This is a genomic window from Billgrantia antri, assembly GCF_017868935.1.
GTDB classification, from domain to species: Bacteria; Pseudomonadota; Gammaproteobacteria; order Pseudomonadales; family Halomonadaceae; genus Halomonas; species Halomonas antri.
On sequence record NZ_CP053383.1, the window covers coordinates 3427070 to 3445327 of the forward strand.

Below are 18258 nucleotides of genomic sequence, written 5' to 3' on the forward strand. Positions count from 1 at the left end.
TGGCCTCGTGCAAGTCGCTAGCCAATGCCGGTTCAACGCATTGGCCAGCGCCGCCGGTCAGGTCAGGCCTCCCCCAGCAGACCGAGACTGGCCGCCGGCGCCTCCCGGCGCAGTCCACGCGACAAGGCGTGGCCGATGGCTCCGATCAGCAGCGCGCCGCCCAGCGGCAGCACCAACCACAGCCACGGATGCAGCCGCGGAGCCAGATCGAGCCAGGCCACGTAGATGCCGGCAACGGCCAGCTCGGCCAGCAGTGCGCCCATCAGGCCGCTGGCCAGGCCGAGAAGGGCGAACTCGGCCCCCTGCACGCGGGAGATCAGGCCACCGCCGGCGCCGAACACCCGCAGCAGGCCGCTCTCATGCGCGCGCGCCGGACGGCTCACGGTCAGTGCCGCGTAGAGCACACTCACCCCGGCCAGCAGCACGAAGGCCAGCACCAGCTCCACCGCTCGGGTGACCTGGGTCACCACGTCGCGTACCTGGGCCAGGATAGCGTCGATGTTGAGCAGCGATACGCCCGGGAAGCCCTGCACCAGTCGGCGCAGTGTCTCGCCCTGCCCCGCCTCGAGGTGGAAGGCGGTGATGAAACTGTGGCCGAAGCGCTCCAGCACCCCGGGTGGGAAGATGACGAAGAAATTGGGGCGGAAACTGTCCCAGTCCAGGTTGCGCAGACTCGTCACCTCGCCGACCACCTCCTCACTGCCGATGGTGAAGGTCATCTGGTCGCCGAGAGCCAGCCCCAGGCGTTCGGCCAAGCCGTCCTCGAGCGAGATCGGCACCGTGACCTCCCGGGGCTCGGCATCCACTGCTCCGAGCCAGCCAGTCCCTGCCTGTGCGCTCTCCAGGTCATCGAACCAGCGGCCGGCCACCACCCGGTTGCCCTCCGGCAGTTCGGCCTGCCAGGTGAGGTTGAGTTCACGGCGCAGCGAGCCGTCACCGCGGGATTCCACCGGCACCGCTTCGCGTGCCGGCTCGCCGTTGATCGCAGTGAGGCGTCCGCGCACCATGGGATAGAGCGCCGTGCGGTCGTCGGCATTGGCGTCGAGGGCGTCGATGAATGCCTCACGCTCGCCGGGCTGGATGTTGATGGCAAAGTAGTTGGGCGTGTCCTCGGGGAGCTGGGCCTGCCAGGTGGTAAGCAGATCCCCGCGCACCAGGGCAATCATCGCCATGGCGAAGAAGGTCACCGCAAAGGCGAGCAGCTGGCCCAGGCTGGCGCTACGTCTCCTGGCCAGCTGACGCCCTCCCAGGCGCACGGCCTGGGACAGCTCGCTGCTACTGCGCCCCTGCGGCAGGCGAGACGCGAGGCGCAGCACCAGGCCGAGCAGCAACGCCCCCAGGCCCCACAGCACTACCAGCATGACCAGGCCGCCGACCAGCAACGAGGCCGCCAGGTCGATATCGCCTGAATAGAGCCACAGCAGGCCGCCGAAGACCAAGCTGGCCACCAGCACGACCAGCCAGGCCGAGGCCGGCAGCGGATCGAGCTCGCGACGCAGCACCTTGAGCGCGCTGACACGCTTGAGCCTCAGCAGCGTCGGCCCGGCGAAGCCGACCAGCACCGCCAGCGCCGTCAATATGCCGAGCCACAGCGGCAGCCAGCCCGGCGGCGGTAGGCTGAGCGGCAGGAACGCCGTCAGCAGAGCCAGCAGCGCGGCCTGACCTGCCAGGCCCAGCAGTGCACCCAGAAACGACGCCGCCAAGGCCAGCCACAGCAGCTGCAGGGCAAACAGCCAGGTCAGGTCGCGCTGGGAGGCACCGAAGCAGCGCAACAGCGCCGCGGTGTCTAGATGTCGCTCGACGTAGCGCCGCGTTGCCATGGCCACCGCCACACCGGCCAGCAGCACGGCGGCGAGCCCGGCCAAGCTGAGGTACTTCTCGGCGCGTTCCAAAGCGTTGCCAAGCCCCGGGCGGTCGCGCCTGACATCGCGCACATCGACCCCTTCACGGCGCAGCCGCTCGATCAGCGGACCCAGTTGCTCCAGCGCCTGGGGTGGGCCGGCAGCAAGCAGCTCGAACTCCACCCGCGCCCCGGGTTGTACCAGGTTGGTGGCGTCTAGATCATCGAGATGCATCATCAGACGCGGGTTGAAATTGGCGAAGCCGGCGGACTGATCCGGCTCGCGCTCGACCAGGCCGGTCACCGTCAGCTCGCCTTCGCCGACCTGGATGCGATCGCCCAGCTCGGCCTCGATCAGCAGCGCCAGGCGCGGCGCCAACCAGGCTTCGCCGGGAGCGGGTCCGTGGGCCAGGGTCTCGATGCCCTCGCCGCGGTCGACGTAGATCTGGCCGTAGTGGGGATAGATGCTATCGATCACCTTGAGGCTGGCCGGCTGGAAGGCGTCACCGAGACTGACCATGGTCACCATGTCGACCTGGTCGCTCAGCGTCATGCCAGCTTCCTCCAGGGTGCGACGTAGCTCGTCATCGAAGGGACGCCCCTGCTCCAGCACCAGATCGCCCCCGAGCAGCTGCCCAGCCTGGCGGGTCAAGCCCCGGTCCAGACGATCGAGGAAGAAGCCGATCATGGTCGAGGCAGCCACCGCGAGGGCCAGGGAGACGAACAGCGCACGCACGTCGCTGGCACGCAGGTCGCGCAGCAATCCGCGGGCGGAGAGCCGCAGCAGGTTGGTACCGGCTGAGCGGTTCGGCGTCCGGCTCATGCGCCCACCTCGTCGCGCACGAGCTCGACCAGCCGCCCCTCCTCCAGGCGCAGGCAGCGATCGCAGCGCGCCGCCAGGGCGTGATCGTGAGTCACCAGTACCAGGGTGGTGCCGGCCTCGCGATTGAGCTGGAACAGCAGCTCGATGATGCGCCCCCCGGTGGCCTGGTCCAGGTTGCCGGTAGGCTCGTCGGCAAAGACAAGTTCGGCGCCGGTGACGAAGGCCCGCGCCAGCGCCACGCGCTGCTGTTCGCCGCCGGAAAGCTGCTTGGGCAAATGATCCAGGCGTTCGCCGAGCCCAACACGAGCCAGCCAGTCGCGCGCCCGCGCCGCGGCATCGGGTAGCGGCGAAAGCTCCAGAGGAAGCAGCACGTTCTCGAGTGCCGTAAGGGTCGGCAGCAGCTGGAAGTTCTGGAACACGAAACCGACCCGGCCGGCGCGCAGCCGGGCACGACCGTCCTCGTCGAGCTGACCCAATGTCTCGCCAAACAGCTCGAGCTCGCCGCCACTCGGTTCGTCGAGCCCCGCCAGCAACCCCAGCAGGGTCGATTTGCCCGCCCCGCTCTGCCCGAGGATCGCCACGCTCTCGCCGGGGAACACTTCGAGCGTCAAGCCACTCAGAATGGTGAGCCGCCGCTCTCCGCTCACGACCTGCTTGCTCAGCTGCCGAGCATGTAGAATCGGTGTGGCATCACGCCTTGAGCCGGACGTCGTGGCGGGTGCTACAGCATCTCGAGTCGAGGAGTCGGACATGGTGAAAGGTTTCCCCATTGGTGTGAACGGAGTGTGCCGAGCCAGGCAAGCCCAGCGGCGATTAAGCTTCGCTGGCTCAGCCTGCGTCATACTGCTCGCCTTGATGCTGGCGGCCTCGGCGGCCCTGGCTGCAGAGCGGCCAATCGTGCTGGTCATGGGCGACAGCCTGAGTACCGCCTATGGCATCGAACGGGAAACAGGCTGGGTCCGCCTGCTGGAAGAGCGGCTCGACGGACACGCACGGGTGGTCAATGCCAGCATCAGCGGCGAGACCAGCAGTGGCGGTGCGAGCCGTCTCCCCGAGCTAATCGGACAGCACGACCCCGACATCGTTCTGCTAGAGCTGGGCGGCAACGACGGCCTGCGCGGCCTGCCGCCGAGCCAACTGGAGGCCAACCTGGCCGGCATGATCGAGGCCAGCCAGAGCGCCGGAGCAGAAGTCCTGCTGCTCGGCATCGACATTCCGCCCAACTACGGGCCGGCCTACCGCCGCGCCTTCACCGACGTATTCGCCCGCCTGGCCGATAACTACAATACACCGCTGGTGCCCTTCCTGCTCGAAGGGGTAGCGCTCGAGGAGGGCATGATGCAGGACGACGGCATTCACCCCACCAGCGACGCCCAGCCGATCATTCTCGACAACGTGTGGCCGGAACTGGCGCCGCTGCTGGAAGGCAATGGAGTGGAGCTGGCCGAAGCGGATCGGGAATGACACCACCAGTGCCAGAGGAATGAGTTCAACTCTTTTCGAGCATCAGCTGCTCTCCTGAGCCGCAGTCACCGGCGCCTTCTGCCACTGCTGCAGGCCGAGCCCGCCGAGGATCAGCACCAGTCCGACCAGGGTGGAGACGAGGATCGGCTCGCCCACCACCAGGTGGAGCAGCAGCAGCGACACCGGCGGCGACAGGAAGATCAGGTTCGAGACCTTGGCCGTGCGCGACACACGATGCACGGCCAGTTGCCACAGCACGAAGGCGATACCCATCTCGAACAGGCCGACATACACCCCGGCGCCCAAGGTCGCCCAGCCGTGCCAGGCAAAGCCGGGACCCAGCAGCATCAACAAGGTGAGTACCGGCAGGCCGACGCCGAAGTTCTGCCACTGGGCGACCAATGGCGGGCGGGCGTCGCGCACGTTGAGCAGCCAGTAGAGTGCCCACAGCAGGGTGGAAGCCAGCGCCAGCCCTACCCCCAAGGGGTCGGCAAAGTCTACGTTCAGCACCTGTCCCCGCGTGGCTATCACCCATACGCCCGAGTAGGCGACCAGCCCCGCCAGCACATCGATGCGGGTGAGCCGCTGCCCCAGGATAGGCACCGCGAGAAAGGCCATGGCAAGGGCCCAGGTGTAGTTGAGCGCCATGGCTTCCTGGCCCGGCAGGCGGTCGTAGGCACCGAACAGCACCAGGTAGTAGGCTACCGGGTTCATCAGGCCGGCCCAGGCCGCGGTGCGCCAGCCTTTACGCAATGCCTCGCCGAGCAGGCCCTGGCGAACCACCAGTGCGCCCATCAACAGCCACGACACCAGCGACGCCAGCCACATCAATTCCAGCGGCGACATGTCGACCAGGGCCACCTTGAAGGCAGTGGCCACGGTCGACCATAGCGCCACAGCGCCCAACCCAAAGAGCATGGCCTGGCGATCCTGGCTCGATACCTCCGTGCTCGTCGCTGCCATCTTCATCGGTCAATGTGTCCCAGGTCCCGCTCGGGATCGAGCCGGTCGCGCACGCGCTGCTTGAGCTGCTTGCTGTCGGGGAAGCCGCCGTCGCGCTTGCGCTCCCACAGCGATTCATCGTCGTAGAAGATTTCGAAGTAGCCCCCATGGGATGGCACCAGCGCGACCTCTTCCAGCTCCTCGCCGAAGGTGGAAAGCAGCTCCTGGGCCAGCCAGGCGCTGCGCAGCAGCCACTGGCATTGGGTGCAGTAGTGAATGCGGATGCGTGACATGCGGACACCCTGTCGCAACAATGGAGTGGTGATGATAGCAGCCAAGGAGCCTGAATGGCCGAACGCGAGATCAGCCAGTCGCGTCTCTACGAGTGGTTGACGGGCGACGACGACAGCCGCATGTGCCAGGACATCCCCGACGCAGCCTGTCGCGAGCAGCCGCATAACTTTTTTCTTCATCTGTCCGCCGCCTTGGGCAACAAGCTGGCCGACGAACTCTCCAGCGCCAGGTTGGTGCTGCCTTGGCTGCTCGGCGTAATCGGCGCTCCGCTATGGATGATTGGTCTGCTGGTACCGATTCGAGAGTCGGGCGCGCTGCTGCCGCAGCTGTTCGTCGCCGGCTTGATTCGCCTCAAGCCGCAGCGCAAGTGGGCCTGGGTGGTCGGCGGGGTCGTCCAGGCACTGGCCGCCGCGATTCTCGCGCTGCTCGCGCTGTATGGACAAGGCGGGCTCGGCGGTACCCTGGTGCTGGCCACGCTGATCGTTCTGTCGCTGGCCCGCGGGCTCTCCTCCATCGCCACCAAGGACGTGTTGGGCAAGACCATCGCCAAGGGTCGGCGCGGCAACCTGATGGGCTGGAGCGGCAGCGTCGCCGGTGCCATGACGCTGGTTGCCGGCGGCACCCTGATGCTGTTCCAGGATCGTCCTGGCGAGCTGGCCCTCGCAGCCCTGCTGGGCATTGCCGCACTGGGCTGGCTACTCAACGCGGCATGTGCGGCAAGCATCAAGGAGGAGCCCGGCGCCGTGGAGGGGGGCGAGAACGCCTGGAGCAGCATCAAGCTGGGGCTGCGCCTGCTGCGTGACGATCGCGACTTCCTGCACTTCAATCTGTCGCGCTCGCTGCTGCTGGCCAGCGCCTTGTCGCTACCCTACGTCGCCCTGCTCGGCCAGCAGCAGAGTGGCACCGAGCTGGGCGGCCTGGGTGTGCTCATCGTGGTGTCGGGGGTGGCGGGCATGCTGGCCAACCCGTTGTGGGGCAAACGCGCCGACGCCTCGAGCCGTACCGTGCTGCGCGACACCGGCCTGGGGGCCGCAGCCTGCTGCCTGCTCGGTGCCGGTATCGCCTGGCTGCCGGGCGAGTGGACGCAAACGGTGTGGCCCTATGCCAGCGTCTATGCTCTGCTCGTCATCGTCCACGCCGGCGTGCGTCTGGGGCGCAAGACCTATCTGGTCGACATGGCGGGTCACGCTAGGCGCGCCCTCTATGTGGCACTCTCTAACACCCTGACCGGAGTGATCATGCTGCTGGTCGGCGGTGCGACCGGACTGCTGGCGCAATGGCTCGGCACCGACTGGCTGCTGGTGGTCCTGGCCGCCATGGGCCTGGCCGCTGCCGTCTCGGCCGCACGCATGCCGGAAGTTGAGTAGCCCCTGCGTTGTCAACGTGGCGCAGGCTAGCCATGATGTAGCATAGTCACGTTGTGTTACCGCCACGTCTCAGCCAGGAATGCTTGAATGAAACGCGCCCCATTGATCAGCCCGGAACTGCTCGAACGCATCGTCGATGCCTCGGAAGACGGTATCGTGGTCGCCGAGCAGGAAGGTGACGAGAACATCCTCATCTACGTCAACCAGGGCTTCGAGCGACTCACCGGCTACAGCACCGACGAGATCCTCTATCAGGACTGCCGCTTCCTGCAGGGCGACGATCGCGACCAGCCAGCGCTGGCCACTATCCGCAAGGCCCTGAGCGAGGGGCGCCCGTGCCGCGAAATCCTGCGCAACTACCGCAAGGACGGCACGATGTTCTGGAACGAGCTGTCGATTACCCCCGTCTTCGATGCCGACGACAACCTGACCTATTACATCGGTGTGCAAAAGGACGTCACCGAGCGCATCGAGGCCCAGATGGAGCTGGAGCGGCTCAAGGCCGAGCATGGGCTGCCCTGACAAGGCCGGACACGGCAAAAAAAACATCGCGGAGGGGTTGCTCTCGAGGCCTAGCGGAGATATATAGCCGTCAGGTGCCAGCCATTGGCGCCGATGGCGCTTCAGGTCCGTCGCTTCGGACGCGAAGCGAATGTGCGATACGTCGATCGCCGAGCGGTCGACACTGGGCCATGGGAGGATTTTCGCATGAGCCATGAACCCCTTGTCAGCGACACTCACGACGACGACCAGGACTTCCTCGAAGCGGTAAACGACGACGAGTACGTACGCCCCCGCGCCTCCAGCCGCGCCGACACCCTGCGCGCACGACGCCGCGTCGAGGCCCTGCTGGAAGAGCGACGCCTGCAGCGTGCCATCGAAGACGACTGGATGCTGATCGGCGAAGAGGAAGAGGAAGAGTAGGCAGCACTCCCCCGGCACGAGGCATCCACGGATGCCTCGTTCAGTATGTCAATCCTCACAGCACGCCATGCCGCGCCACATGTGGCGTCAAGCACGGCAGCACTGGCCTTTGCCCCGCCCGGCCACTATCATCGGGGCCACTGAAACCCTCAACTCCAGTGGAATTCCATGGCGCAATACGTCTTCACCATGAATCGGGTGGGCAAGGTCGTTCCGCCCAAGAAGCAGATCCTCAAGGATATCTCGCTATCCTTCTTCCCGGGTGCCAAGATCGGCGTGCTGGGCCTCAACGGCGCCGGCAAGTCGACGCTGCTGCGCATCATGGCCGGCGTCGACAAGGAGCACGAGGGCGAGGCGCGCCCCATGCCGGGTATCAACATCGGCTATCTGCCTCAGGAACCCCAGCTCGACGACGAGAAGAACGTGCGTGAGACCGTGGAAGAGGCGCTGGGCGAGATCAAGGAGGCACAAACCAAGCTCGACGCCGTCTATGCCGCCTATGCCGAGCCGGACGCCGACTTCGACGCCCTGGCCGCCGAGCAGGCGCGCCTGGAGAACATCATCGAGGCCGCCGACGCCCACAATCTCGAGCGCAAGCTCGAAGTGGCCGCCGAAGCGCTGCGCCTGCCGCCGTGGGAAGCCCGGGTAGGCAACCTGTCCGGGGGCGAGCGCCGCCGCGTGGCGCTGTGTCGCCTGCTGCTCTCCAACCCCGACATGCTGCTACTCGACGAGCCCACCAACCACCTGGACGCCGAATCGGTGGCCTGGCTCGAGCGCTTCCTGCACGACTACAGCGGCACCGTGGTCGCCATCACCCACGACCGCTACTTCCTCGACAACGTGGCCGGCTGGATCCTCGAACTCGATCGTGGCCATGGTATCCCCTTCGAAGGCAACTACTCGCAGTGGCTGGAATCGAAGGAGAAGCGCCTGGAGCAGGAGGCCAAGCAGGAGGCCTCACGGCAGAAGGCGATCAAGCACGAACTGGAGTGGGTACGCTCCAACGCCAAGGGCCGCCAGGCCAAGAGCAAGGCACGCCTCAACCGCTTCGAGGAGATGCAATCCGGCGATTTCCAGAAGCGCAACGAGACCAACGAGATCTACATTCCGCCCGGCCCGCGCCTGGGCGACAAGGTCATCGAGTTTCACGGTGTGTCCAAGCGCTTCGAGGACAAGCTGCTCTACGAGGATCTCTCCTTCAACGTGCCCAAGGGCGCCATCGTCGGCATCATTGGTGGCAACGGCGCCGGCAAGTCGACCCTGTTCAAGCTCATCACCGGGAAAGAGCAGCCGGACAGCGGCGAGGTGGTGATCGGCGAGACCGTCGACATCGCCTACGTCGAGCAGCTGCGCGATGCGCTGGAAGATAAGCAGACGGTGTGGGAAGCAGTCTCCGACGGTCAGGACATCCTCAACATCAACGGCTACGAGGTCTCCTCGCGTGCCTACGTCGGTCGCTTCAACTTCAAGGGCAACGACCAGCAGAAGTTCCTGCGCGACCTCTCCGGCGGTGAGCGCGGTCGCCTGCAACTGGCCCAGACCCTCAAGCAGGGCGCCAACGTGCTGCTGCTCGACGAGCCGTCGAACGACCTGGACATCGAGACGCTGCGCGCGCTGGAAGAGGCCCTCCTGGCCTTCCCCGGCTGTGCCCTGGTGATCTCCCACGATCGTTGGTTCCTCGACCGTATCGCCACCCATATCCTCGCCTTCGAGGGCGATTCCCAGGTGGTGTTCTTCGAGGGCAACTACACCGATTACGAGGCGGATCACCGTAAGCGGGTCGGTAGCGATACGCCGCATCGCATGAAGTACAAGCGTATCGACGCCTGACCGCTGCTATCGGGTCAAGCGACGAGGCCTCGCCACTCTGGCGAGGCCTCTCTCGTTACGGATTCATGGGTCGCTGCAGGATCGTCAGCGCAGTTCGTACCTCTCGCCTCGTCGCGTCAAGGGCGTCGGCCGGTGACCAGCGAGACGATGAACAGCACGATAAAAAGAAAGAACAAGATCTGCGCGATGGTGGTGGCCGCCCCGGCGATACCGGAAAAACCCAGCACCCCGGCGATGATCGCAATGATCAGGAACAGCATGGCATTACCGAGCATAGGAACCTCCTTGGTTCATCCAGGCGCCATCCTTCGGCACCGCGTCCATGGTCCTCTTAAGCCTTGCGTGAGCCCGGGGAAGCGTCAAGTTACCATCGGTGAGTCGTTGTAACTCAATCCCGCTCAACCGACCTCAGTATAAGCCCGGCTCGCCCCGCGGACGAGTCTTGAAGCGACGGTGCAGCCATAGATACTGCTCCGGATGCTTGCGTATCGCCTCCTCGATGAAGGCGTTGACACGTGCGGCATCGGCTACCTCGTCTCCACTGGGAAAGTCCTCCAGCGGTGGCCGCCACTCGATGGTGTAAGTGCGGTCATCAGGATTGCGATGGAACATCAGCGGTACCACCGGAGCCCCCGTCATGCGCGCGATCTTGGCCGTGAGGCGGATCGAGGCCGCATCGACGCCGAAAAATGGAGCGAACACGCTGGCGTCACGACCGAAATCCTGGTCGGGCGAATACCAGACGCTGTGGCCCGCCTTGATCCGCCGCACCACGCCGCGCAGATCGTGACGGTCGATCGCCTCACCGAAGATGCGGCTGCGCGCCCGGGTCATGAAACGGTCGAATAGCGGGTTGTTGTGGGGCCGATAGACCACGTCGGCAGGAAAGAAGAGCGAGTGGAAGGCGCCGCCGAGGTCGAGGGTCGAGAAGTGGATACCGATGATGAGCACCCCCTTGCCTTGCGCCTGGGCCTGGGCCAGGTAGTGGCCGTTCTTGCTGGCGACTCGATGGCGTAGGTGGCGGGGATCGCGACACCAGGCGGTGGCGGTCTCGAGCAGGCCGATGCCGTTGGCGGCGAAGGTTTCCTTCACCAGCCGGGCGCGCTGAGCCGCATTCAGCTCGGGAAAGCACAAGCGCAGGTTGGTCTCGACGATGTGACGACGACGCGGGATCAAGCGCCAGGCCAGCAGCCCGATACCGCGTCCGAGGGCGAGCTTCACGCGCCATGGCAGCCAGGCCCCCAGCCACATGCTGCCGATGGCCAGCCATGCTGGCCAGAACCGGGGGTGGGCGAAGGAGGCGGGCCAGTTTCGCTTGGACATGCAGAATTCCGTTCGGTCTAATTCGGGCAGCGATCGCCCACCCTCAGGCAGGCGGCGTATAGCGTCTGGGAACTCGTGGCAGGATGCCGGTTAGCAGCGTGTAGCTGATGGTGTCGCAATGCCTTGCGACCTCGTCGACGGTGAGCACCGCTCCATGACGAGACCTGCCCCACAGCACCACTTCGGTGCCGATGTCAGCCTCGGGGATATCAGTGAGGTCGACCGTCAGCATGTCCATCGAGACCTTGCCGGCGATCGCCGTTCGTTGCCCCGCCACCAGCACCGGCGTACCGTCCGCGGCATGCCGATCATAGCCGTCACCGTAGCCGCAGGCCACCACCCCGATGCGCGACGGCCGAGACGCCTGCCAGCGACCCGCATAGCCCACCGGCTCGCCTGCCGCCAGGTCGCGCACGGCGATGATCTCGGAGCGCAGGGTCATCACCGGCTCGAGTCGGTGGCTCGCCTCGTTGGCCCGCTCGAGGGGATCGCTGCCATATAGCATCACCCCTGGGCGAACCCATGCACCATGCGCTTCTGGCCATACCAGGGTCGCCGGGGAATTGGCCAGGCACAGCGGCGCATCGAGTCGCCTCGCCAGGGCCTGCATGCAGTCGAGCTGACGCTGGAAGTACTTTGAGTCAACGGCATCGGCCGTGGCAAAGTGACTCATCAACAATAGGCCAGTGGCACACGTCGGCGCGGCGGCCAGGCGCTCCCAGACTGCCGCCGCCTGGTCAGGAGGAAAGCCCAGCCGATGCATGCCGGAATCGACCTTGAGCCAAACGGGAATGGGCTTGGCCGGTCGGTAGGCCAGCAGCGCGCTCACCTGCCACTCGCTATGGACCGCCATCCACAGCCCCAGCGCCTCGACGCGAGCCAGCTCGTGCGGCTCGAAAATGCCTTCGAGCAATACGATCGGTGACTCGATGCCTCCTTCGCGCAGGGCTTCCGCCTCTTCCAGGCAGGCGACGGCGAAGGCCGGCGGCCGCCGCTCGGCAGGTAGAGACTCCAGCGCAGCGGCACAAGCGACGGCACCATGACCGTAGGCGTCGGCCTTGATCACGGCCACCGCCCGGCTGTCACCGGCCAATTCACGCGCCAGCGAATAGTTGTGACGCAGGGCGCCGAGATCGATCTCGGCGAGCAAGGGCCTGGCCATGACATTCTCTCCACTTGGCGAAATAGCGCAAAATTATGTTTCAAACTCCTCGCTATTACACGAAGAAAACCACCGACTTATCGGTGGTTTTCGATATAAGAAACTCAAATCAACTCTATATTCAGCAAATCATCAGGAAGGCGCCTGGGGCCGCTCGCCAATGTTCATGACGGGATCGGGGTTGGCCTCGTCGGGCAGATCCAGCAGAACACGCTCCTCCTCGGAGAGCCAGGCATTGACGGCCTGGATCGAGTCCGGCCCGAGCAGCCCCGCCTGCTGCTGAAGCTGCAGCAGCCCAAGAATGTAGTCGTAGCGCGCTTCGGCATGTTCGGCAATAGCGTTGAACAAGTTCTGCTCGGCGTTGAGAACGTCGACGATGTTGCGCGTCCCCACTTCATATCCCGAACGCGTCGCTTCCAGCGCGCTCTGATTGGAAACGATCGCCTGGCGACGGGCCTCGACGGTTTCGACATCGTTATTGACGCGGGTAAACAGGGAGCGCACCTGCTGTATGGTGTCACGCCGCTGTGCCTCGAAATCGTACTGGCTGGCCTCCAGCAGGAAGCCGTTCTGGCGAATCTGTGCCTGGGTCGAGCCGCCGGTGTAGAGCGGCAGACTGGCACGCAGGCCGACCTGGCTTTCCGACTGATGATTCGTGCCCGTGCGATCGCTGTCCGACCAACCGTAGTTGGCGAAGGCCGACACCACCGGCTGCTGACCGGCCCTGGCGATGTCGACATTGCTGCGCGCTACCTCGATACCGGCCTCTGCCGCCAGCACGAGGGGATTGTTGGCCAGGGCCAGCGCCACCCACTCCTCACGATCCGCCGGCTCGGGAGGCGCAATCGGCACCTCGTTCTCCAGCGCTTCGATGCTGTCGTAGCGATGTCCGGTCAGGCGCTCCAGGGCCTCGAAGCTGACCTGCATGGCCCCTTCCGCCGCGAGGCGCTGGGCGCGCGCCAAGTCATAGGTGGCCTGCGCCTCGTGAACATCGGTGATTGCAATCAGCCCCACCTCGAAGCGCTCCTGCGCCTGCTCCAGCTGACGCTCGATGGCAGTCTCCTGGGCACGCCGTGCGCTCAGGACATCGTGAGCCCGAAGGATCTCGAAGTAGGCATCGGCCACGTCGAACAGCAGCTGCTGGGTTGCCGCGTCGACCCCCAGGGCATCGCGATCGATCTCGCGCTCGGCTCGCTCCAGCTGGGCACGACGGCTAGGGTCGTACAGCGCCTGCTCGGCATCGAGGTTAAGGCCCGCGCTGTTGACGTTATCGTCCTGTTCGGCCAGCCCCGGTATGGCCGCTTGCCCTCCACCCTGCCCGAACGCCGAGCCCGTGGCGCTCGAGTAAGTGCGGGTATGCGCCACGTTGCCACCCACCGAGACCTGGGGAAGCAGCGCACCGCGCTGTACGTCCCGCGCGGCTTCGGTGGCGCGGAAACTCGCCTGGGTGGACGACAGCTCGGCATCATTGGCCAAGGCATCCCGGGCGATGGTCCAGAGATCGGCAGCCTGTGCCTGACCGATCATGAGGCAACCGATGACAGCGGCCAGTCCCCGTGGGAAGCGGCGTGCGAAAGGTGGGCGAAGCATGTGTTCTTTTCCCCTTTTCATCCCTGCATGGTAAGGAGGCTAATGATATCCTATCAGCATGCAGAAAATATGCAGCCGACCCTTGGGTCGGCTGCCATTTCTTCGTCGCAGGGCCTACTCGTTGAAGATGTTGTCCATCGAGAGCCCTTGCTTCTCGAGTACCCGGCGCAGCTTCTTGAGCGCCTCCACCTGGATCTGGCGAACCCGCTCCCGGGTCAGGCCGATCTCGTCGCCGACCTCCTCCAGGGTGGCCGCCTCGTGGCCGCGCAGCCCGAACCGGCGTACCACTACCTCCATCTGCTTCTCAGTCAGTTCCGCCAACCACTCGTCGACGTGCTGCTTGACGTCGACGTCGACCAGCGACGACTCGGGGCCCTGCTCATTGTCGTCGGCCAGGGTCTCGATCAGTGGCTTGTCGCTATCGCCACCCATGGGGTAGTCCACCGAAGAGACCCGTTCGTTGAGCCCCATCATCTTCTTCACCGCCTCGACCGGCTTGTCGAGATGATCGGCGATCTCTTCCGGCGTGGCCTCGTGATCCAGCTTCTGGGTCAGCTCGCGCGCTGCCCGCAGATAGATGTTGAGCTCCTTCACCACGTGGATCGGCAGACGGATGGTGCGGGTCTGGTTCATCAGCGCCCGCTCGATGGTCTGGCGGATCCACCAGGTGGCGTAAGTGGAAAAGCGGAAACCGCGCTCGGGGTCGAATTTCTCCACGGCACGGATCAGGCCGAGATTTCCCTCCTCGATCAGGTCGAGCAGGGTCAGCCCGCGGTTGAGATAGCGCCGGGCGATCTTCACCACCAGGCGCAGGTTGGACTCGATCATTCTCGCCCGGCCCGCCGGGTCACCCTTCTGCGCCAGGCGGCCGTAGTAGACCTCCTCTTCGGGCGTCAGCAGAGGCGAGAAACCGATCTCGTTGAGATAGATCTGGGTGGCGTCGAGGCTATGGTGGTAATGCTTGTCTTCACGACTCAACGCTTTCTCGAAGGCGGCGTCATCGTCACTGGTTGCAGTGTCCGAATCCGTTTCGAGGTCCTGGTCGGCCTCGGTGACGTCATCGAGATCAACATCCTGAAGGTCCCGTTCAAGCATGCTCATCGGTTGCTACCCCGTGGTTTCGTCCTGAAATGCCTGTTGCTCTGGCATGGCTCACAGCACGCAGAGTTCTATTTGTTATGACTCCTCACGGTGCCCATCGGCACCCATGCCCACCTGTGACGCTCCGACGGCAACCGCGATATTGACTAGCGTTCCGGCAGGAACTTCAGGGGGTCCTGAGGCTGGCCATCCTTGCGCACCTCGAAGTGCAGCCTGGCGCTTTCGGCATCGCTATCACCCATCGTGGCGATCACCTGACCGGCTTCGACCACATCGTTCTCCGTCACCCGGAGGCTGTCGTTGTGGGCATAGGCGCTCAGGTACTGGTCATTGTGCTTGAGCAGGATGAGGTTGCCATAGCCCCGCACCCCGCTGCCGGCATAGACCACGATACCAGGTCCGGCTGCTCTGACAGGTTGCCCCTTTTGCCCGGCGATATCAATGCCGGCGGTTATGCTGCCGCCTTCACCGAAGCGACCGACCAGCTCACCGTCTGCGGGCCACTGCCAGGGGACCTCTGCTACCGGTGTATAGCTGCGACCATTGCTCTCGGGCTGGCGTTCAGGCTCCCCGGCCACCTCGGTGCCCGCATCCTGCGGTTGAGCTTCCGGTTGCGGCTCGGGCTCGGGCTCGGGTTGCACGGCGGTGGCTGCTTCGGGCTCGACTCTGGGCTCCGGCGGAGTCTGCGGCTGGCTTTCAGGCTGAGTCGGGCCCTCGGCAATGCTCTGCGCCCCGGCTATGGCAGTATCACTGGGAACGCCCTCCTCCGCGGAGAGTGGCTCGGCCGTCAACCTCCGGTTACGCTCGATGGCTTCTTCGTCGGGCAGCAGCCAGTCGTCATCCCCCGTTTGAGCCGCCGTGCCGCCGCCGAGAGCCGTCGCCGTCGCGACCTGGCCTTGCCCCAGCTCACCCGAGCGAGACTCTCCGGACGACGACGCCGCCGCAGCGTCGCTCAGACGTAACTGCTGGCCGGGTTGGATACGGTAGGGCGGGCCGATCTGGTTGAGCCTGGCCAGATCGCGATAGTCCATGTCGTGGCGCCAGGCGATACCGTACAAGGTATCGCCGGCCTCGACCGTATAGTGGCTGGCCGGAGTGCTTTCGCGGCTCACCGACAGGTCGCGGACCTGGGGAGTGGAATACTCCTGTTGAGCGGCACAGCCAGCCACTGCCATGGCAACGGCCGAGACGAGAAATACCTTACGCATTGGAGCCCTCCTTCTTGTCAGACGATTTGCGAGAGCCGTTGTCGGCCTTGCCAGACTCCCCGCCCCGCGAATGGCGACCCAACGCCAGGACCAGCACGCCACCGGCCGCCATGGCGATCACCACGGGAACCAGCAGAGCAGGCTCCCCGGTCAGGTTGGCGTAGTCGCCGGGTGTCAGATAGCGGTACTCGAGCGGGATCACCTGCGACTCGGGCCCGAGCTGGTAGCGTATCAGCTCCCGCCAGGGCCACAGTACCGGCAGCGAGCCGACGATGAAGCCAATCAACAGCTGCAGTGTTGCGGTGTGGTGGTAGCGCAGCAGCCAGGAAAGCAGCCGCGAGAAACCGAAAAGACCAATCAGGCAACCCACCGCGAAAGTCGAGAGCAGCGACAGATCGAAGCTCCGGATCCCCTGCATCACGGTGCCGTAAAGCCCCATGGTCAACAGCAGGAAACTGCCGGATACGCCGGGCAGCAACAAGGCGCTGATGGCTATGGCACCGCCGACAATCAACACCAGCGAGGGACTACCCAGTTGTGTGACCAGCGGCATCAGCGACGGCAGTCCATGAGCCAGCAACAGGCCCAGAACCAGCGGGATCAGGTGCCAGAGCTTCCAGTCGGCGGGATGACGGCTCACCACGATGGCCGAGGCCGCCACCAGGCCGAAGAAGAAACCGTTGAGCAGCAACGGGTAATCGTCCATGAGCCAGACGACCAGATGCGCCACGCTGACCAGACTGGCCCCGATACCGAGCAGCAGCGGAATGGCAAAGGCCAGATTGAGATGGGCGAAGAGCGCCGCCAGGCCACCGCGTCGCCAGGCCGTGAAAGCACTAGGACCGAACTGCTTGATGGTATGAATGAGTTCCTCGTAGATGCCCGTGACGAAGGCTATGGTGCCACCGGAGACTCCGGGCACGGCATCGGCCGCCCCCATCCCGGCCCCCTTGAGAAAGGTACTGAATTGTCGCTTCAACGAATCACTCCTTGCAGCAGCGGCACGAAGCGTACGCGCTCGAGCCGCTGAACCTCATGTTGAGCCCCCATTCGGCGCACCCGGGTCAGCCACTGTTCGCCGTCGGGGTCGGCCAAGGGCAGAATCATCACACCCGCTTCACTGAGCTGCGAGATCAGCAGCTCGGGCAACTCGTGGGCGCAGGCGGTGAGCAGCACGACATCGAACGGCGCCGCCTCCTGCCAGCCGTGTCCGCCATCGGCCAGGCGCAGGCGCGCGTTATGCGCCTGCAACAGGCGCAACCGCTTCGCCGCCCGGTGATGCAAGGCATTGATTCGTTCGACAGACCAGAGTTCCGGCACCAGGCGGGACAGGATCAGTGTCTGGTAGCCGGAGCCGGTACCGATCTCCAGCACCCGCCCCGGGTTTTCCTGCATCACCAGCTCCGTCATCCGCGCCACCATCCACGGCTGGGACAAGGTCTGGCCGTGGCCGATGGGCAACGAGGTATCCTCGTAGGCGCGGTGAGCCAATGCCTCGTCGAGAAAGAAATGACGTGGCTCGGCGGCCATCACCCGGAGGACTCGTTCGTCGGCGACCCCTTGCCTTGCCAGGCGCGCCACCATGCGGTCGCGGGTTCGCTGCGACGTCATGCCGACGCCGCGCAGCAGTTCGGGTAATCGTTCAGGTGAATGCATCCAGCCAGCCCTGCACATCTTCGATGGCCGCACGCTGCGTCAAGTCAGTCTGCAGCGGCGTGATCGAAACATAGCCCGCCTCGATGGCGGCAAAGTCGGTATCGGGACCATCATCGGCATTCTCTCCCACTGCCGCAATCCAGTAGCGCAGGCGGCCGCGAGGGTCACGCACCTCCATGGGCCGCTCTGCCGGGCCGCGGTAGCCCATCCGAGTGACGCGAAAGCCCTGGATCTCCTCCCAAGGCAGGTCCGGCACGTTGACGTTGAGCAGGCTGCGAGGAGGCAGCGAGAGCTGGTCGGCCGCCCCTACCAGGCTCGCCGCCACGCGTCCGGCGGTATCGAAGTAACGTGAACCCACCAGCGACATGGCGATCGCCGGCATGCCCAGGTTTCGCCCCTCCATGGCCGCCGCCACGGTGCCGGAGTAGAGTACGTCGTCACCCAGGTTGCCGCCGTGGTTGATGCCGGAGATCACCAGATCGGGGCGCTCGTCCCACACGCCGTTGACCCCCAGGTAGACGCAATCGGCCGGGGTGCCATCGACACAATGAAAGCCGTTGTCCAGCGACGTGAGCGCCAGGGGCCGATTGAGGGTGAGTGAATTGCTGGCACCGCTTCGGTCGCGGTCAGGCGCCACCACGCGCAGCCGGGCATGGGGCGCCAGGGCGTCGTACAGAGCGTGCAGGCCCGGAGCATGCACACCGTCATCATTGGAAAGCAGAAGTCGGCGCATC

Annotated in this window: 18 protein-coding genes; 5 read left to right on the plus strand and 13 right to left on the minus strand. The window is 65.2% G+C overall.

Going from position 1 to position 18258, the window contains the following annotated elements:
• Positions 1-62: 62 nt before the first annotated feature.
• Together HNO53_RS15905 and HNO53_RS15910 are read right to left on the minus strand one after the other, a co-directional pair.
• Positions 63-2663, minus strand: coding sequence for an ABC transporter permease (locus HNO53_RS15905; RefSeq protein ID WP_209473577.1), 2601 nt, complete (start codon positions 2661-2663; stop codon positions 63-65).
• Complete coding sequence (locus HNO53_RS15910; protein WP_240548996.1) at positions 2660-3415, minus strand: ABC transporter ATP-binding protein; 756 nt, start codon at positions 3413-3415, stop codon at positions 2660-2662. Before HNO53_RS15910 ends, HNO53_RS15905 begins: the two co-directional genes overlap by 4 nt.
• Here HNO53_RS15910 and HNO53_RS15915 point away from each other — a divergent pair.
• On the plus strand, positions 3414-4127 hold the full coding sequence (locus HNO53_RS15915; RefSeq protein ID WP_209473578.1) for an arylesterase: 714 nt from the start codon (positions 3414-3416) through the stop codon (positions 4125-4127). The two genes, HNO53_RS15910 and HNO53_RS15915, sit on opposite strands and share 2 nt — an antisense overlap.
• Before the next feature lie 42 nt (positions 4128-4169).
• Here the strand turns inward: HNO53_RS15915 and HNO53_RS15920 are convergent, their stop codons facing one another.
• Together HNO53_RS15920 and HNO53_RS15925 are read right to left on the minus strand one after the other, a co-directional pair.
• The gene (locus HNO53_RS15920) at positions 4170-5096 is read right to left on the minus strand and encodes a DMT family transporter (RefSeq protein ID WP_240548997.1); all 927 of its coding nucleotides are present in this window, start codon (positions 5094-5096) and stop codon (positions 4170-4172) included.
• Positions 5093-5362: an Rdx family protein gene (locus tag HNO53_RS15925; RefSeq protein WP_197448128.1), complete on the minus strand. Its 270-nt coding sequence runs from the start codon at positions 5360-5362 to the stop codon at positions 5093-5095. Before HNO53_RS15925 ends, HNO53_RS15920 begins: the two co-directional genes overlap by 4 nt.
• A gap of 54 nt (positions 5363-5416) precedes the next feature.
• Between HNO53_RS15925 and HNO53_RS15930 the strand changes: the two genes are divergently transcribed.
• From HNO53_RS15930 to ettA, 4 genes are all read left to right on the plus strand, one after another.
• Positions 5417-6730, plus strand: a complete 1314-nt coding sequence (locus HNO53_RS15930) for an MFS transporter (protein WP_209473579.1) — start codon at positions 5417-5419, stop codon at positions 6728-6730.
• 87 nt (positions 6731-6817) lie between these two features.
• On the plus strand, positions 6818-7252 hold the full coding sequence (locus HNO53_RS15935) for a PAS domain-containing protein (protein WP_209473580.1): 435 nt from the start codon (positions 6818-6820) through the stop codon (positions 7250-7252).
• A gap of 186 nt (positions 7253-7438) precedes the next feature.
• Positions 7439-7654, plus strand: coding sequence for a PA3496 family putative envelope integrity protein (locus tag HNO53_RS15940; protein ID WP_209473581.1), 216 nt, complete (start codon positions 7439-7441; stop codon positions 7652-7654).
• A 168-nt stretch (positions 7655-7822) separates the two neighbouring features.
• On the plus strand, positions 7823-9484 hold the full coding sequence (gene ettA / locus HNO53_RS15945; protein WP_209473582.1) for an energy-dependent translational throttle protein EttA: 1662 nt from the start codon (positions 7823-7825) through the stop codon (positions 9482-9484).
• Between the two features lie 116 nt (positions 9485-9600).
• Here the strand turns inward: ettA and HNO53_RS15950 are convergent, their stop codons facing one another.
• From HNO53_RS15950 to surE, 9 genes are all read right to left on the minus strand, one after another.
• The gene (locus tag HNO53_RS15950) at positions 9601-9759 is read right to left on the minus strand and encodes a DUF1328 domain-containing protein (protein ID WP_111413928.1); all 159 of its coding nucleotides are present in this window, start codon (positions 9757-9759) and stop codon (positions 9601-9603) included.
• Positions 9760-9892: 133 nt separating this feature from the next.
• Positions 9893-10807 (minus strand): LpxL/LpxP family Kdo(2)-lipid IV(A) lauroyl/palmitoleoyl acyltransferase, encoded by a 915-nt coding sequence (gene lpxL / locus HNO53_RS15955; RefSeq protein ID WP_209473583.1) that lies wholly within the window; start codon positions 10805-10807, stop codon positions 9893-9895.
• Positions 10808-10850: 43 nt separating this feature from the next.
• Entirely contained in the window at positions 10851-11969 is a 1119-nt protein-coding gene (alr, locus tag HNO53_RS15960) for an alanine racemase (protein WP_209473584.1), read from the minus strand.
• A 132-nt stretch (positions 11970-12101) separates the two neighbouring features.
• Positions 12102-13559: a TolC family outer membrane protein gene (locus HNO53_RS15965; RefSeq protein WP_209473585.1), complete on the minus strand. Its 1458-nt coding sequence runs from the start codon at positions 13557-13559 to the stop codon at positions 12102-12104.
• Between the two features lie 114 nt (positions 13560-13673).
• Positions 13674-14660: an RNA polymerase sigma factor RpoS gene (gene rpoS, locus HNO53_RS15970; RefSeq protein WP_209473586.1), complete on the minus strand. Its 987-nt coding sequence runs from the start codon at positions 14658-14660 to the stop codon at positions 13674-13676.
• A 146-nt stretch (positions 14661-14806) separates the two neighbouring features.
• A complete protein-coding gene (locus tag HNO53_RS15975) occupies positions 14807-15868 on the minus strand; it encodes a peptidoglycan DD-metalloendopeptidase family protein (protein ID WP_209473587.1) in 1062 nt (353 codons plus the stop codon).
• Complete coding sequence (locus HNO53_RS15980; protein ID WP_209473588.1) at positions 15861-16847, minus strand: DUF368 domain-containing protein; 987 nt, start codon at positions 16845-16847, stop codon at positions 15861-15863. Before HNO53_RS15980 ends, HNO53_RS15975 begins: the two co-directional genes overlap by 8 nt.
• Positions 16844-17524, minus strand: coding sequence for a protein-L-isoaspartate(D-aspartate) O-methyltransferase (locus tag HNO53_RS15985; RefSeq protein WP_209473589.1), 681 nt, complete (start codon positions 17522-17524; stop codon positions 16844-16846). The genes HNO53_RS15980 and HNO53_RS15985 overlap by 4 nt, the downstream gene beginning before the upstream one ends.
• Positions 17511-18257 (minus strand): 5'/3'-nucleotidase SurE, encoded by a 747-nt coding sequence (gene surE, locus HNO53_RS15990; RefSeq protein WP_209473590.1) that lies wholly within the window; start codon positions 18255-18257, stop codon positions 17511-17513. The genes HNO53_RS15985 and surE overlap by 14 nt, the downstream gene beginning before the upstream one ends.
• Position 18258: the final 1 nt, after the last annotated feature.

Coding starts and splice junctions, on each gene's coding strand:
- HNO53_RS15935 (WP_209473580.1), top strand. CDS start 6,818: ATGAAACGCGCCCCATTGATCAGCCCGGAACTGCTCGAACGCATCGTC.
- HNO53_RS15910 (WP_240548996.1), bottom strand. CDS start 3,415: ATGTCCGACTCCTCGACTCGAGATGCTGTAGCACCCGCCACGACGTCC.
- alr (WP_209473584.1), bottom strand. CDS start 11,969: ATGGCCAGGCCCTTGCTCGCCGAGATCGATCTCGGCGCCCTGCGTCAC.
- HNO53_RS15915 (WP_209473578.1), top strand. CDS start 3,414: ATGGTGAAAGGTTTCCCCATTGGTGTGAACGGAGTGTGCCGAGCCAGG.
- HNO53_RS15905 (WP_209473577.1), bottom strand. CDS start 2,663: ATGAGCCGGACGCCGAACCGCTCAGCCGGTACCAACCTGCTGCGGCTC.
- HNO53_RS15965 (WP_209473585.1), bottom strand. CDS start 13,559: ATGCTTCGCCCACCTTTCGCACGCCGCTTCCCACGGGGACTGGCCGCT.
- rpoS (WP_209473586.1), bottom strand. CDS start 14,660: ATGAGCATGCTTGAACGGGACCTTCAGGATGTTGATCTCGATGACGTC.
- HNO53_RS15950 (WP_111413928.1), bottom strand. CDS start 9,759: ATGCTCGGTAATGCCATGCTGTTCCTGATCATTGCGATCATCGCCGGG.
- HNO53_RS15920 (WP_240548997.1), bottom strand. CDS start 5,096: ATGAAGATGGCAGCGACGAGCACGGAGGTATCGAGCCAGGATCGCCAG.
- HNO53_RS15925 (WP_197448128.1), bottom strand. CDS start 5,362: ATGTCACGCATCCGCATTCACTACTGCACCCAATGCCAGTGGCTGCTG.
- HNO53_RS15930 (WP_209473579.1), top strand. CDS start 5,417: ATGGCCGAACGCGAGATCAGCCAGTCGCGTCTCTACGAGTGGTTGACG.
- HNO53_RS15985 (WP_209473589.1), bottom strand. CDS start 17,524: ATGCATTCACCTGAACGATTACCCGAACTGCTGCGCGGCGTCGGCATG.
- lpxL (WP_209473583.1), bottom strand. CDS start 10,807: ATGTCCAAGCGAAACTGGCCCGCCTCCTTCGCCCACCCCCGGTTCTGG.
- HNO53_RS15940 (WP_209473581.1), top strand. CDS start 7,439: ATGAGCCATGAACCCCTTGTCAGCGACACTCACGACGACGACCAGGAC.
- ettA (WP_209473582.1), top strand. CDS start 7,823: ATGGCGCAATACGTCTTCACCATGAATCGGGTGGGCAAGGTCGTTCCG.
- surE (WP_209473590.1), bottom strand. CDS start 18,257: ATGCGCCGACTTCTGCTTTCCAATGATGACGGTGTGCATGCTCCGGGC.
- HNO53_RS15975 (WP_209473587.1), bottom strand. CDS start 15,868: ATGCGTAAGGTATTTCTCGTCTCGGCCGTTGCCATGGCAGTGGCTGGC.